This window comes from Arthrobacter sp. Soil_C_60 (assembly GCF_057656375.1).
In genome coordinates this window covers 81,310-95,151 of record NZ_JBDGKM010000004.1, presented here as the reverse complement: position 1 = coordinate 95,151, position 13,842 = coordinate 81,310, and the positions used below count along the sequence as shown (strand labels likewise).

Sequence of the window (13,842 nt, the reverse complement as noted above, 5' to 3'; positions counted from 1 at the left end):
TCCGTTGGCGGGCGAGTTTGCCCGCCGCGGTCTATGGTTCCCCCCAACGATCTGCTCAGCCGGCTTGCGCCGGCCGCTGGTATTGCGCGAGCAGGTTGATGACCTCGGCGTCATCCACTTGGTCGAAACGGTCATAGGCTTGGCCGACGGCGACCAGATCCTGCGGATTCCAAGGGCACACCACCTCGTCGGCGATGCTGCCCACGTCCCTGCAGGTGCCGCTGAGGCCAACCGGAATGGCCGCCACGATGCGCGCCGGCGATTGTTCCCGCAGAACGGTAATCGCCGCCCGCATGGTGGCACCGGTAGCCAGTCCGTCGTCCACCACGATCAGTGTGAGGCCGGCAACGTCCAACGGTGGCCTGTCGGCGCGGTAAACCCGCTCCCTGCGGTCCAGTTCCGCGCGCTCCTTTGCAGCAACCTGGTCAAACGCACCGGAGTCGCCGTAGCGTTTGGCGAATTTGGCCAGCACGTCTTCATTGCGCACGGTGTCAACGGAACCGGCCACCGAAGCCATCGCTCCCATGGCCACCTCCTGATAACCCGGAACGCCGATCTTGCGTACTAGGACTACGTCCAGCGGCGCCTTGAGGCTTTCGGCGATGACTGCGGCTACGGGGACGCCGCCCCGAGGCAAGCCGAGTACCAGAACATCCGGGCGACCACTGTAGGAGTCCAGTTCCGAGGCGAGCGTTCTGCCAGCATCCTGCCGGTCGGCATAGCGCTCCCTGCGGTTCCGGTTAGTAGTCATTGCACTTCCCATCCCTGGCAGTTGGTTCCGTTACCCATGCCGGCGGTTGTTCAGTTCGTGGCGTTTCCTCCACCGTATGACCGATACCCGAAGGTGACAAGGAGCTTGCTGAAGGTGTGACTGGCACCATGGGCTGCGGGGCCATGCCCCGGTTGGACCAGCGGGGACCGGGACAACAACGTCGCCGGCCTACGGGTGGCTGATCGGCTTCAAGCCATTGTTTTCCTGACCGGGCTCCTCTAAGAATGAACTATGTCGGTCACCATGAGGTCCCTTGAAACCGCCGTTCCCGAGACCATTCTGGTCCAGTCCCAGGTACGCGACGTCTTCGCCGCACAGCCGGGCCTGACCCGCCTGGGCCAGAGGCTGGTGGGGACGTCCTTTGACTATTCAGGAATCGAGACGCGCTATACGGCGGTAGAAGAACTGACCCTGGAGCGGCGCTCGGAGACGCCGGTCTTCTTCGATCCGGAGAGCCGGCTCATCCTGAGCCCCAGTACGAGGGTCCGAAACGACAAGTTTGCTGATGCAGCCACTCCGCTCTTCATCGAAGCAGCTTCCAAAGCCCTGGCCGCCTGTCCAGGGATCACTGCTGGCGACGTGACCCACGTAATTACGGTTTCCTGCACGGGGTTTTTCAACCCCGGGCCGGACTACAAAGTGGTGCGGGCTCTCGGGCTGAGCCCCGCCGTACAGCGCTACCATCTGGGCTTCATGGGCTGCTATGCAGCTTTTCCCGCCCTGCGCGCCGCGAAATCTTTCTGCGAGGCCGATCCGGACGCAGTTGTCCTCGTGGTGACCGCGGAACTGTGTACCCTGCACGTGCGCACTTCCAATGACCCGGATACCATCATGGGCTCGTCCCTGTTCGCCGACGGCGCCGCCGCGGCGATCGTCACCGCCCGGGACCTGCCGTCGTCGTCCCCTGGTATTGTGTTCGATCATTTCGAGACGGTGCTGACCCCTGTCGGCGAGGAATCCATGGCCTGGAACATTGGCGATGAGGGCTTCGAGATGGTGTTGGGCACTTATGTACCGCACATCATCGACGAGCATATCGTCGGCGCGCTGGAACCCCTGCTGGCCCGCGATGCCTCCGTGCATGGCCGGCCCTATGAAGAGATCGAGCATTGGGCCATCCACCCCGGGGGACGCAGCATCCTGGACAAGGTGGAAGCAAAACTGCAACTGCGCGAAGACCAGCTGGTCCCGGCCCGGGAGACCTTGCGCGACTACGGCAACATGTCCAGTGCCACCGTGATGTTCGTGCTCAAGCACATTATGGACGCGCCGTTCGCCGGAGACGACGAACGCATCTGCTCCATGGCCTTCGGTCCGGGGCTGACTGTGGAAACCGGACTGTTCACCAAGAGCGGCGCTCCGACGATCACGACGTCGCGGGCAGCGGCCAGCGAGCCGGCTACTGTCTAGGCACGGCAGGCAGCAGTAGTGGGTTTTCTGGCGGAGCGGGCGGTCGACGCCGTCGAGGAGATGGACCGGCCTGACTGCGATGAGCGGAAGCTGGAGCGCACCTACCGGCAGTTTCCGGTCATTAACTGGGCGGTGTCGGGCTGGCACGGCGTTTACCGGCGGCAGCTGCGCCCGTTGCTGAGGCCGAACGGGCCCAACACCTTGCTGGATATCGGCTCGGGCGGCGGCGACATTCCCCGGGCGATCGCCAAGTGGGCCGCCCGCGACGGCATCCCGCTGGAGATCACCGCGATCGACCCGGATGAGCGGGCCCACGCGTTCGCCGTCTCCCGGCCCAAGGTGGACGGTCTGGTATTCCGCCGAGCGCTCAGTTCCGAACTGGTGGCACAGGGGCGCACCTTCGACCTGGTGACGTCCAACCACCTGCTCCACCATCTGGACGCCACCCAGCTGCCGGCGCTGCTGTCTGACTCGCAGCAGTTGTGCCGCCGCGCGGCTTTGCACAACGATATCCGCCGCAGCCCGCTGGCCTACGCGCTTTTTTCCGCCGGGACGCTGCCGTTCTTCCCCGGTTCCTACATCCGCAGGGACGGACTGACTTCCATCCGCCGCAGCTACACCTCCAGCGAACTACAACAGCTCGCGCCGCCAGGCTGGACGGTCAGCACCAAGAGGCCGTTCCACCACCTGCTCACCTACAGGCCGCAGAGCCATGCATGACGTGGCTATTGTGGGCGCCGGTCCGGTAGGGCTGCTGCTCGGAATCCTGCTTCGACGGCGCGGCCTCGACGTCGTTATTCTTGAGCAGCGCAGGCAGCGCAGTGCTCACTCGCGTGCGATAGGTATCCACCCGCCCGCGCTCGCCGTCCTGGCCGAAGCCGGGGTTGCCGAAGAGCTGATTGCCTCCGGGGTGCGGATCAGGGACGGAGTGGCGCGCCGCAGCGGCCGCGACATCGCTGTTCTGGACTTCGGATGCGTGCCCGGACCACATCCGTACGTGCTCGCAGTGCCCCAGGTGATGACGGAACGGATCCTGGAGCAGCAGTTGCAGGCTCTCGGCGGCAGGGTTCATTACGCCAGGACGGCCCAAAGGATTGACGACGGCGGGGGCAGGGTCACGCTGGAAGTCGGCCGCTGCAGCGGGACAACCGGCAACGCCGGCGGCAGCACCGACCGGGAACTGGAGAAGGTCTACGCCCGGCTGGCAGTGGCGGCCGATGGTGCCCGTTCCACCATCAGGGACGTTTTGCAGGTGCCCGTGGCCTCGCGGCGCTATCCCGATACCTACCTGATGGGCGACTTCGCGGACACTACGTCCGACGGAGCCACCGCCGTTCTCTACCTGGAGCCGGACGGCATCGTCGAGTCCTTTCCACTGCCCGGGGGCCTCCGCCGCTGGGTGGTCAGAACCCCTGCCCTGGACCATGAGCCGCAGCCGGAGCGGCTGGCCGATCTGATCTCTGGGCGCACCGGCCGGAACGTGGACGTCGCCACCAATTCGATGCTCAGTTCGTTCGCCGTGCGCTCGCGGAGAGTCCGCCGGATGGTCCACGGCCGCGTTGCCCTGATCGGGGACGCCGCCCATGAAATCAGTCCCATTGGCGGACAGGGCATGAACCTGGGGTGGCTGGACGCTGCCGCGCTTGCCCCGATCATTTCCGCGGCACTTCAAGGGCAGGACACCGGTGAACAATTGCGCGTATTCGAGCGCAGCCGGCGCGCAGCTGCGGCCACTGCAGGATGGCAGGCCCATCTGAATATGGCGCTCGGCCGGCCGCTTCCGCCGACGGTCCTGGACGTCCGGAACAGGCTGCTGCTGCCCGCCCTGGCCGTCCCCGGTGCAGCCGCACTGGTGGCCCGCCGGTTCACCATGCACTAACCCTCGCTGAAGCTGCCCTGCCAGACGGCCCGGGCGCCGGATTCGCCCACCTGGACAATCATGACCGTGGCCCCCACACACACGGCAGCAACCACCAGCACGGCCAGGGCCGCCAGAACCCGGGTCCCCACCTTGCCGAGCTTGCGGCGGATGCCCGCCGCCGCCGTCGTGCCGTAGCGGAACCACAGCCACTGGCCCAGTGCGGCGATAAAGATGCCGATTACCCAGGGCAGCATCATTTCGCCCAGCGCTTGGTGCTCCTGCACCAGCGGTGTTACATCGATCCGCGTTAGCAGCCAATCCCCGGCCTGCTGTGTGATGGGCACCAGCACCAGGGCTGCAAGGGCGATCAGCGGGGTCACAATGCCAAGCCTTCGCCGCGCGGTCGGCCAGACCAGGCTCAGAATGGTGCACAACGCCGCAACCGGAATCACGATGACCGTGGCATGGACCAACAGAACGTGCATCGGCAGTCCATTGACTTCGTACTCCATGACGGTGTTCCCCTCAACTCCGATGGCTTTCGTTGCCAACTCCGTCGGCTTTCGTTGCCGCGGCAGGCTGTGACGTTTCATCGACCCGAACGCGTTTACTGATCCAGACGCGTCCGGACGGCAGAAGGTTCAGCACCGACTAAAGTTGATGCTACGTCCGCCAGCCCTGAGGGAAGGAAGCCCATGCGCCCCCTGCGCCGAATTGCGGTCCTTTCCCTCCATACCTCGCCGCTGGCTGTGCCCGGCGGCGGCGACGCAGGCGGCATGAACGTTTACGTCCGGGCAGTCTCACGGGAACTGATTGCGATGGGAGCGCAGGTGGATGTCTTCACCCGCTCCACGGTGGAGGATCAGGAGCCGGTGGAGTATCCGCGGCCTGGGGCGCGCGTCATCCACCTGCCCGGCGCCCCCGCGGACACCGTGCCCAAAGAGGAACTCCCCCGGCTGCTGCCGCGGCTGGAGGCAGAACTGCGCAGGTTTACCTCCGCCGACAACGCCGGCGCTTACGATGTCATCCATTCCCACTACTGGCTCTCCGGCGCCGTAGGGCTTCAGTTGCAGCGCGATTGGCGAGTGCCCCTGGTGCATTCGATGCACACCTTGGCCAAGGTCAAGAACCGACACCTGCAGTCCGGCGAATCCCCGGAGCCGCAAATCAGGATCACGGGCGAACAGGACGTCGCAGACGGCGCGGCGCGCCTCATCGCCAACACGCTCACCGAGGCCGGCGAGCTCAAGGAGCTGTACGGGACCGCCGGAGACAAGATCGATGTGGTTCCGCCCGGGGTGGATCTGTCGAACTTCACGCCGGAGGGCCGGGACGAGGCGCGGCGCAACGCGGGCATCGCCCCGGAGGTTTTCCACATTTGCTTCGCCGGGCGGATCCAGGCCCTGAAGGGACCACAAGTATTGGTCAACGCGGCGGCCCGGCTGAAGGAGCTCTGCCCCGACATGCGTCTGCAGATCACCATCATCGGTGAAGCCAGCGGCGCGAGCAAACTGGAACTGGGACCGCTGATCCACCAGCTGGGCCTGGAGGAGACGGTCCGGCTGCTGCCGCCGGTGGACGCCGCGGAACTGGCCGAACACTTCCGCAGCGCCGACGTGGTGGCAGTGCCCTCCTACAGCGAGTCGTTCGGCCTCGTGGCGCTTGAGGCACAGGCCTGCGGCACGCCGGTGGTCGCCACCAACGTCGGAGGCCTGCCCTCGGCGGTCAGCCACGGCGTTACCGGGCTGCTGGTGGACGGGCATGCGGCACAGGACTGGGCCTCGGCCCTGCGCGAGCTGTACGAGTACCCGGGCTTCCGCCACCGGCTGGGGGTCAGCGCGGCGATCCATGCCGCGGCCTTCGGCTGGGAACAGACCGCTGCCCTGACCGCCCACAGTTACCAGCATGCGGTGGATCACTTCGCGTAGCGCCGCCGCCGCCATTCCGGTCCTGTCCGGCCGGGCCGCCGGCTGGCAGCCGCGGTCAGCCGAGCGCGAGTTCCGCCTGGATCGCTGCCACCCCGACATAGACTTCTTCGAAACTGGTGGACAAGGGCGATAGTCCCAGCCGCAGGCCGTCGGGTTCGCGGAAGTCCGGAATGATTCCCTGCTCCCAGAGCCTGCCCACCACCTTCTTGAACGAAGGATGGTCGATGGTGATATGGCTGCCGCGCTGCGCGGGGTCCCGGGGTGAGGAAATAACGACGCCGTGGCCCGCCAGCAGCTCCTCCGTCACCTCGACGGCAAATTCCGTTAGGGCCACGGACTTGGCACGGACATGCTTGATCCCGGCGGTGCCGATCAGGTCCACCATGTCCTGGATGGCCGTCATGCCGATGATCGGCGGCGTGCCGCTGTCGAACCGGCCGATGCCCGGGGCGGGCTCATAGCCCTGCCCCATCTCAAAGGGATCTGCACTGCCGATCCACCCTTGGACCGGCTGCCGGAAATGGTGATGCTCGGCCCTGACATAGGCCCAGGCCGGGGCGCCGGGACCGCCGTTGAGGTACTTGTAACTGCATCCGACGGCGAGGTCCACGCCCCAGGCGTCCAGCTCAACCGGGACGACTCCAACGGAATGGCACAAATCCCATAAGACCAGAGCCCCGGCGTCGTGCACCGCCTGGGTAATGGCGGGCATGTCGGCCAGATACCCGGACCGGTAGGCCACATGGCTGAGCAGCACCAGTGCCGTGTCCGGACCTACGACCGATCGGACGAGTTCGGCGTCCACACCGCCATCCTGCGGTGCCTCGAGCCAGTCGAGTTCGAGTCCGCATTCGTCCGCGATGCCCTCCACGATGAACCGGTCGGACGGAAAATTGTCGCGGTCAATGACAATCCTGTTACGTCCGGGGCGGGCCTGGATCGCGGCCCGGGCCAGTTTGTACAGCAGCACCGTGGTGGAATCCGCCACGATGCACTGGCCCGGCGCAGCACCCAGTGCCACGCGGCCCAGCTCGTCCCCGATCATTTTCGGCAACTGCAGCCAGGTTTCGTCCCAGCCGCGGATCAGACGGCCGCCCCACTGGTGCACCATCAGTTCCTGGACCCGCTCCACGCTGGCCTGGAGCGGGCGTCCCAGGGAGTTGCCGTCCAGATACGAGCGGACGGTGGCGTCGTCGTGCCCCACGAAGCGGGTCCGGAACGACGCCAACTGGTCCGCCGCGTCCAGCTCGCGGGCACGCTTCAGCAATCGGTGGTCTTCAGTCATGGTGCCAAGCATACTTCCGGCGGGTCAGAGGGCGCGGACGCTGCCGCTGAAGTGCTTGCGGTGGCTGCGCTCGCCCCAGCCGGTGAAGTCCGCAGAATCCCACCGGCCGTCCGCTTCGTGGTCCTCAATCCGCAGGGCAACCGTGGCCGGCAGGAACACCGGCGCGGCGAACTCGATGTCCCAGGCGAATGGCTCCGCCGCAACGGCCTCGACACTGTTGATGACCCGGGCAGCCAAATACATGCCGTGGGCAATTGAACGTTTCAATCCCAGGATCTTGGCAGACAGCGCGCTCAGGTGGATCGGGTTGAAGTCGCCGGAGACGGCGGCATACTCCCGTCCCGCTTCCGGACCAAGGCGCCATTTGGCCGTCGGTTGGGGCGGCACGAAGTCCTGCCGTTCGGGGCGGCTCGTCTTGTCCAGGCCGGGCAGGTACAGTCCCTTGGCCAGATAGGTGGACGTGCCTTCCCAGACGTTCTCCCCCGTTGCCTGGACATCGACACGCACGTCCACACAGGTACCCGCGTGATGGCCGGCCAGGTTTTCCGCCCACGCCGTGACCGTCAGGGGTTCACTGAAGTCGATGCTGCGCAGGTGCCGAACCCGGTTGCCCAAGTGGACCATGCCCAGCAGCGGGAGTGGGAAATCCGGACGCGTCAGCACACTCATGACTACCGGGAACGCTACCGAGTGGACGAACACAGAGGGCAGGGTGTCCCGCACCGTGCCGTGCAATAGGTGCTGGAACGTGGTGACGTGCTCCAGGCTGACCTGCACGTCCGCGACGGTGTGCTGCACGTGGGGCAGGGCATGGCTGCGTTCCAGCGACCCCAGCTTGGTCCTTGCGGCCGTCGAGAGGGCGCTGACATACAGCTTGGACAGGGACGGCAGTTCCGGGAGCGCAATGGCTTCGCGGGTGCTCATGCGCCCACCAGGCTCTGGCCGCAGACCCGCAGTGTCTGTCCGTTAATGCCCCCGGCCGCATCGCTGACCAGGAAGGAGACCGTCTCGGCGACGTCGAGCGGAAGTCCGCCCTGCTGCAGGGACGGCAGCATCCGGCGTGCGATTTCCCGGGTCGCCAGGGGAATCCTCGCCGTCATCTCCGTTTCGATGAAGCCGGGAGCGACGGCGTTAATGGAACCGCCGCGTTCGGCGAAGGCCCCCGCGGAGGCGGCAACCATCCCGATGACCCCGGCTTTGGAAGCCGCATAGTTGGTCTGCCCGCGGTTGCCGGCGATACCGCTGATCGAGGCAAGCGAGACCACGCGCGGAGCCTGCGGGAACAGCTCGGAGGCCAGCAGGACCTCGTTGATCCGCAGCTGGGAGGCGATATTGACGCTGATCACCGAATTCCACTTGGCTTCATCCATGTTCGCCAGCAGTTTGTCCCGGGTAACACCGGCATTGTGGACCACGACGTCCAGCCTTCCGTAGCGGCTGTGGGCATGTTCCAGGATTTTCTGCCCGGCACCGTCACCGGTGATATCGAGCTGCAGCGCCGTTCCGCCGGTTTCGTTGGATACCTTTGCCAGCTGCTCGCCGGCGGAGGGTACATCCACGCAGATAACCCGGGCGCCGTCGCGGTGCAGGACCTTGGCTATGGCAGCGCCAATGCCACGGGCTGCACCGGTAACGACGGCGACCTGCCCCGCCAGCGGCCGGTCGAAGTCTGCCGGCAGCTGCCCTTCTGGTGACCCGACGAGCAGGAACTGGCCATCCACGTAGGCACTGCGGCCGGAGAGGAAGAAGCGCAGCGCCGCCAATGCACTGGGGGCCTTGGCATCCACGCCTTCGTCGAGCAGGATGCCGTTGCCGGTGGCGCCGCCACGGAGTTCATGCGCGAGGGAGCGCAGCGCGCCTTGGACCCCCTGCCGGGCTGCCGCCCGTGCCGGGGCTTCCGCAGCGGACGCCGGGCGGGAGATCGTCACGACGCGCCCGCCCGGCAGGAGGCTCCGCAGCGAGGAACCGACGGCCAACATCGGCTCGGCAAGTTCCTCGGGATCGGATACCTCGTCCAGCACGGCGATAATCGCCCCCAGCTTGTCCTTGGGCCCGGCGTGGCGGCGCACATCGAGTCCCCACGCCAGCAGCTCCGTGGCCAGCGCCTCGGTACCGGCACTGCTGCCGATCAGGAGCACGGGTCCGGGAACCAAGGGCTGGCCCGGGTGGTAGCGCCGCAGGATGGCCGGCCGTGGCAGGCCAAGCTTCTTCGCAATGTTCTTGGACAATCCGCTGTTGACGAGCGTCAGGTAGGAATCCGTCATGGCTTAGCGGGCCTCCAGGATGGCGACGACGCCCTGGCCGCCTGCTGCGCAGACCGAGATCAGTCCGCGTCCGCGGTTGCCCTCGGCTGCCGCTTTCTCGTGGAGCAGCTTGGCCAGCGTCGCTACGATCCGTCCCCCGGTAGCGGCGAAGGGATGACCGGCCGCGAGCGATGAACCGTTGACGTTGAGTTTGCTGCGGTCGATGGCCCCGAGCGCTTTGTCCAGCCCGAGCTTGTTGCGGCAGAATTCTTCGCTCTCCCACGCGGCCAGGTGGCACAGTACGGTGCCGGCAAATGCTTCGTGGATCTCAAAGTAGTCGAAGTCCTCGAAGGTGAGGTTGTTCCGCGCCAGCAGCCGCGGGACGGCGTAGGCCGGTGCCATCAGCAGCCCTTCCTTGCCGTGCACGAAGTCCACGGCTGCCGCTTCCGAGTCGACTATGTCCGCAAGCATGGGCAGATCGTGCGCGCGGGCGTAGTCTTCCGAGCCAATGAGGACGGCCGACGCACCGTCGGTCAGCGGCGTGGAGTTGCCGGCGGTCATGGTCGCCTTCTCGCCGAGGCTCTTGCCAAATACCGGCCCCAGCTTGCCGAGCTTCTCCAGCGAGGTGTCGGCGCGAAGATTCGCATCGCGGGTGAGGCCGTGGTAGGGGGTGACCAGATCGTCGAAGAAGCCGCGGTCGTAGGCGGCGGCGAGGTTTGTGTGGCTGGCCAGGGCCAGTTCGTCCTGTGCTTCCCGGGAGATGTTCCAGGCGGCAGTGGTCAGGGCCTGGTGCTCCCCCATCGACAGCCCGGTACGGGGTTCGGCCGTACCAGGGGCATTGGGCGCCAGGTCCTTCGGCCTGAGTTTGGCCACGGCGGTGAGCTTCTGCTGCAGCGTCTTTGCGCGGTTCAGCTCCAGCAGCACAGCGCGCAGTCCCTCGCTGACTGCTATCGGCGCATCTGAGGCGGAGTCGACACCGCCCGCGATTCCCGATTCGATCTGGCCCAGTTTGATCTTGTTCGCCAGTCCCATGACCGTTTCCAGTCCCGTGGCGCAGGCCTGCTGCAGGTCGTAAACGGGCGTCTCCGGCGAGAGCGCGGAGCCGAGCACGGCTTCGCGGGTGAGGTTGAAGTCCCGCGAATGCTTGAGTACCGCCCCGGCGGCGACCTCGCCGATGCGTTCGTCCTGCAGTCCGAAACGGGCAACCAGGCCGTCGAGGGCCGCGGTGAGCATGTCCTGGTTGCTGGCTTTGGTGTAGGCGCCGTTGGCGCGGGCGAAGGGGATGCGGTTTCCACCGATGACTACCGCCTTGCGGATTCCCGCACCAGCGGCGGAGTCAGTGGAAGCGGCGGACACATCGGGTGAAGCAGCCATGGGGGCGTTCTCCTCGGAGCTCGGTGGCAGATCAGGTAGTTACTGCTACCTAGCGTACCTGATACGCTGAGTATCGTGAATACAGCTCTTGCCCATGGACAACCTGCGGCAGATGGACGATCGGCTCGGTGGGATGCCCACCGGGCTACCCGGCGCCGTGAGCTCATCAGGGCGGCCCGACAGGCTGTGCACCGGCTGGGCCCGGACGCGTCGATGGAAGAGATCGCCGCGGCAGCAGGCACCTCGAAACCAGTCTTTTACCGCTACTTCGGCGATAAGGCGGGTCTCCAGCGGGCGGTCGGCGAAGTGGTGATCGGACGCATGCAGGACAAACTGCAGGAAGCGGCGGAGACCGCCACAACAGCCCGCGAAGGGCTGCATGCGATGGTTTCGGTCTACCTGCAAATGGCTGAATCATCGCCCCATGTCTACGCCTTTGTTACCCGGCCCGGCGGAGCGGAAACCTCTTCAGTGACGGGAATCGAGGCGGACGGTGCCGGTGGCGCGGCGGTCCTGAGCCACTTCTTCGCCGCCGTGACGGCCATGATGGAGGCTCCGTTCCGTGCCCATCTCACAGCCGGCAAGAGCACCGAAGCCCAGCTCAAAGCCGCCGCATACTGGCCTCCCGCCGCCATCGGTATGGTCCGCGCAGCTGGCGAACATTGGCTCGGAGCACCAGAAGGCGACGACAAGCCCAGCAGGGAGCAAATGACGGAGCAGCTCACCGGTTGGCTCTTTGACGGCATCGCCCAGATCGCGTCGAACGCCGGCGGCAGCACTAGCAACAAGAACAAAACCACCATCTGAAGGATCAAGGATGACCCAAGTGACAGTCACCAACACAAGCGCCCCCGAACTCCCGGAAGACGGCATCACGGCCCCGGTCGCCGTGGATGTTGCTGCGCTGGGCGGCCATCTGCTCGGCAACTGGGCGGACATCCGCCGGCAGGCCCGCGAGCTGGCCGGCCGCCCCGAGGTCCAGGGCATTGACGGGCTGACCATGACCGAACATCGGGAACGAGTATCCGGTCAGCTCAAATACCTCGTGGACAGCGGCGCGGTCCACCGCGCGTTCCCGAAATACCTCGGCGGAGAAGACAACCACGGCGGCAACATCGCAGGCTTCGAGGAGCTCGTGGTGGCGGATCCGTCCTTGCAGATCAAGGCCGGTGTCCAATGGGGGCTCTTCGGTTCAGCCGTGCTCCACCTGGGCACGAAGGAACACCACGACAAGTGGTTGCCGGGGATCATGAACATGGATATTCCGGGCGCCTTCGCCATGACGGAAACGGGGCATGGCTCCGACGTCGCCAGCATCGGCACCACCGCGACATACGATCCGCAGAGCCAGGAGTTCGTGCTGCACACACCGTTCCGGGCAGCGTGGAAAGATTACTTGGGCAACGCGGCCAAGGACGGGCTTGCCGCCGTCGTTTTTGCGCATCTGATCACCCGCGGGGTCGACCACGGTGTGCATGCCTTCTTTGTCCCTATCCGCGACGAACAGCGGAACTTCCTGCCCGGCGTCGGCGGTGAGGATGATGGCCTTAAGGGCGGTTTGAACGGCATCGACAACGGTCGGCTGCATTTTGACCACGTCCGTATCCCCAGCACCAACCTGCTCAACCGCTATGGGGACGTTGCCGCAGACGGCACCTACAGCTCCTCCATTGCCAGCCCGGGCCGGCGCTTCTTCACTATGCTGGGCACGCTGGTGCAGGGCCGAGTGTCCCTGGACGGTGCCGCCGTAGCCGCAAGCAAGGTAGCGCTGTCCATCGCGATCAAATATGCCAACGAGCGGCGGCAATTCAATGCGGCTTCGGACACTACCGAGGGAGTGCTGATGGACTACCAGCGCCATCAGCGGCGCCTGCTGCCGCGGCTCGCGACTACGTATGCAGCCTCCTTCGCCCACGAGGAACTGCTCGAGCAGTTCGACGGTGTCTTTTCGGGAACCCACGATACCGACGAAGACCGGCAGGACCTGGAGACGTTGGCCGCGGCCCTCAAATCCTTGAGTACCTGGCACGCCCTTGACACCATTCAGGAGTGCCGCGAGGCCTGCGGCGGCGCCGGCTTCCTCGCGGAGAACCGGCTCCCGTCGCTGCATGCCGATCTGGATGTCTACGCGACCTTCGAGGGTGACAACAACGTCCTGCTGCAGCTGGTCGCCAAGCGTTTGCTGGCCGACTATGCCAAGGAATTCCGCCATGCCGACTTCGGCGTGATGGCCCGCTGGGTGGCCCACAAGGCCGCAGACGCCACGCTGCATAGGACCGGCCTGCGGCAGGTCGCTCAGACCTTTGTGGACAGCGGCTCCGAGAAGAAGTCCGCCAATTACCTCAAGGATGAAAACACCCAGCGCCAATTGCTGACCGAGCGGGTGTCCGCGATGGTCAAGGAGGCGGGTAACGCTTTGCGCAGCGCCAGCAGATTGCCGCAGGCCGAAGCCGCAGCGTTGTTCAATGAGCACCAGAACGAGCTCATCGAAGCGGCGCGCGCGCATGCCGAGCTGCTGCAGTGGGAGGCCTTCACCCGGGCGCTACCTGGAATGGAGGACCGGGACACCCGCCAGGTGCTGACCTGGGTCCGGGACCTCTTCGGGCTGGGTCTGGTGGAGAAGAACCTGGGCTGGTACCTGATGAACGGCCGGCTCTCCGCACAGCGCGCCCGGACGCTCGGCGACTACATCAACAGGCTGCTTGCCCGTCTGCGCCCGTTCTCGCTGGACCTGGTGGATGCCTTCGGCTACGGCCCGGAGCACCTTCGCGCGAAGATCGCCTCCGGTGCTGAAGGCATGCGCCAGGAAGAAGCCATGGCCTATGCACGCACACGCCGCGCCAGCGGCGGGGCTCCCGTGGATGAGAAAATTCTGATCGCCCGCCAGAAGGCGGCAGCCAAACGGGAGAAACGCCAGGCAGCAGCGGGGAACTGACCCAACGCTCAGCCCCGCCGCCAGGGCTACCGGT

12 protein-coding genes are annotated in these 13,842 nt (G+C 65.9%); 6 read left to right on the top strand and 6 right to left on the bottom strand.

From position 1 onward, the window contains the following. Positions 1-55: 55 nt before the first annotated feature. Positions 56-751 carry a phosphoribosyltransferase gene (locus AC3A4M_RS10155; protein WP_498735656.1) on the bottom strand — a complete coding sequence of 232 codons (696 nt, stop codon included), beginning with the start codon at positions 749-751 and terminating at the stop codon, positions 56-58. A gap of 252 nt (positions 752-1,003) precedes the next feature. On the opposite strand from AC3A4M_RS10155, the gene AC3A4M_RS10150 reads away from it, so the two are divergent. Genes AC3A4M_RS10150 through AC3A4M_RS10140 form a run of 3 tightly spaced genes read left to right on the top strand, consistent with a single transcriptional unit; the run spans position 1,004 to position 4,061 of the window. Next, a complete protein-coding gene (locus AC3A4M_RS10150; RefSeq protein WP_498735655.1) occupies positions 1,004-2,182 on the top strand; it encodes a type III polyketide synthase in 1,179 nt (392 codons plus the stop codon). An 18-nt stretch (positions 2,183-2,200) separates the two neighbouring features. Further along, positions 2,201-2,902, top strand: a complete 702-nt coding sequence (locus tag AC3A4M_RS10145) for a class I SAM-dependent methyltransferase (RefSeq protein WP_498735654.1) — start codon at positions 2,201-2,203, stop codon at positions 2,900-2,902. Then, entirely contained in the window at positions 2,895-4,061 is a 1,167-nt protein-coding gene (locus AC3A4M_RS10140) for an FAD-dependent oxidoreductase (protein ID WP_498735653.1), read from the top strand. The genes AC3A4M_RS10145 and AC3A4M_RS10140 overlap by 8 nt, the downstream gene beginning before the upstream one ends. Here AC3A4M_RS10140 and AC3A4M_RS10135 read toward each other — a convergent pair. Next, positions 4,058-4,594: a hypothetical protein gene (locus AC3A4M_RS10135; protein ID WP_498735652.1), complete on the bottom strand. Its 537-nt coding sequence runs from the start codon at positions 4,592-4,594 to the stop codon at positions 4,058-4,060. The genes AC3A4M_RS10140 and AC3A4M_RS10135 overlap by 4 nt on opposite strands. Before the next feature lie 144 nt (positions 4,595-4,738). Between AC3A4M_RS10135 and mshA the strand changes: the two genes are divergently transcribed. Next, positions 4,739-5,971, top strand: coding sequence for a D-inositol-3-phosphate glycosyltransferase (mshA, locus tag AC3A4M_RS10130; protein WP_498735651.1), 1,233 nt, complete (start codon positions 4,739-4,741; stop codon positions 5,969-5,971). Positions 5,972-6,026: 55 nt separating this feature from the next. On the opposite strand, the gene kynU is transcribed toward mshA, so the two are convergent. From kynU to AC3A4M_RS10110, 4 genes are read right to left on the bottom strand one after another with little or no spacing between them, the layout of a single operon-like run. Beyond that, a complete protein-coding gene (kynU, locus tag AC3A4M_RS10125) occupies positions 6,027-7,256 on the bottom strand; it encodes a kynureninase (protein ID WP_498735650.1) in 1,230 nt (409 codons plus the stop codon). A 24-nt stretch (positions 7,257-7,280) separates the two neighbouring features. Then, complete coding sequence (locus AC3A4M_RS10120) at positions 7,281-8,180, bottom strand: MaoC/PaaZ C-terminal domain-containing protein (RefSeq protein ID WP_498735649.1); 900 nt, start codon at positions 8,178-8,180, stop codon at positions 7,281-7,283. Beyond that, complete coding sequence (locus tag AC3A4M_RS10115; protein WP_498735648.1) at positions 8,177-9,520, bottom strand: 3-oxoacyl-ACP reductase; 1,344 nt, start codon at positions 9,518-9,520, stop codon at positions 8,177-8,179. The genes AC3A4M_RS10120 and AC3A4M_RS10115 overlap by 4 nt, the downstream gene beginning before the upstream one ends. Positions 9,521-9,523: 3 nt before the next feature. Next, complete coding sequence (locus AC3A4M_RS10110) at positions 9,524-10,873, bottom strand: acetyl-CoA C-acetyltransferase (protein WP_498735647.1); 1,350 nt, start codon at positions 10,871-10,873, stop codon at positions 9,524-9,526. A gap of 75 nt (positions 10,874-10,948) precedes the next feature. Between AC3A4M_RS10110 and AC3A4M_RS10105 the strand changes: the two genes are divergently transcribed. Further along, entirely contained in the window at positions 10,949-11,680 is a 732-nt protein-coding gene (locus AC3A4M_RS10105; protein WP_498735646.1) for a TetR family transcriptional regulator, read from the top strand. Positions 11,681-11,690: 10 nt separating this feature from the next. Then, the gene (locus AC3A4M_RS10100) at positions 11,691-13,808 is read left to right on the top strand and encodes an acyl-CoA dehydrogenase family protein (RefSeq protein ID WP_498735645.1); all 2,118 of its coding nucleotides are present in this window, start codon (positions 11,691-11,693) and stop codon (positions 13,806-13,808) included. Positions 13,809-13,842 lie beyond the last annotated feature (34 nt).

Bases quoted from the DNA above. Each gene is read 5' to 3' on its own strand.
- AC3A4M_RS10155 (WP_498735656.1), bottom strand. From the start codon at position 751: ATGACTACTAACCGGAACCGCAGGGAGCGCTATGCCGACCGGCAGGAT.
- AC3A4M_RS10150 (WP_498735655.1), top strand. From the start codon at position 1,004: ATGTCGGTCACCATGAGGTCCCTTGAAACCGCCGTTCCCGAGACCATT.
- AC3A4M_RS10140 (WP_498735653.1), top strand. From the start codon at position 2,895: ATGCATGACGTGGCTATTGTGGGCGCCGGTCCGGTAGGGCTGCTGCTC.
- mshA (WP_498735651.1), top strand. From the start codon at position 4,739: ATGCGCCCCCTGCGCCGAATTGCGGTCCTTTCCCTCCATACCTCGCCG.
- kynU (WP_498735650.1), bottom strand. From the start codon at position 7,256: ATGACTGAAGACCACCGATTGCTGAAGCGTGCCCGCGAGCTGGACGCG.
- AC3A4M_RS10120 (WP_498735649.1), bottom strand. From the start codon at position 8,180: ATGAGCACCCGCGAAGCCATTGCGCTCCCGGAACTGCCGTCCCTGTCC.
- AC3A4M_RS10115 (WP_498735648.1), bottom strand. From the start codon at position 9,520: ATGACGGATTCCTACCTGACGCTCGTCAACAGCGGATTGTCCAAGAAC.
- AC3A4M_RS10110 (WP_498735647.1), bottom strand. From the start codon at position 10,873: ATGGCTGCTTCACCCGATGTGTCCGCCGCTTCCACTGACTCCGCCGCT.
- AC3A4M_RS10100 (WP_498735645.1), top strand. From the start codon at position 11,691: ATGACCCAAGTGACAGTCACCAACACAAGCGCCCCCGAACTCCCGGAA.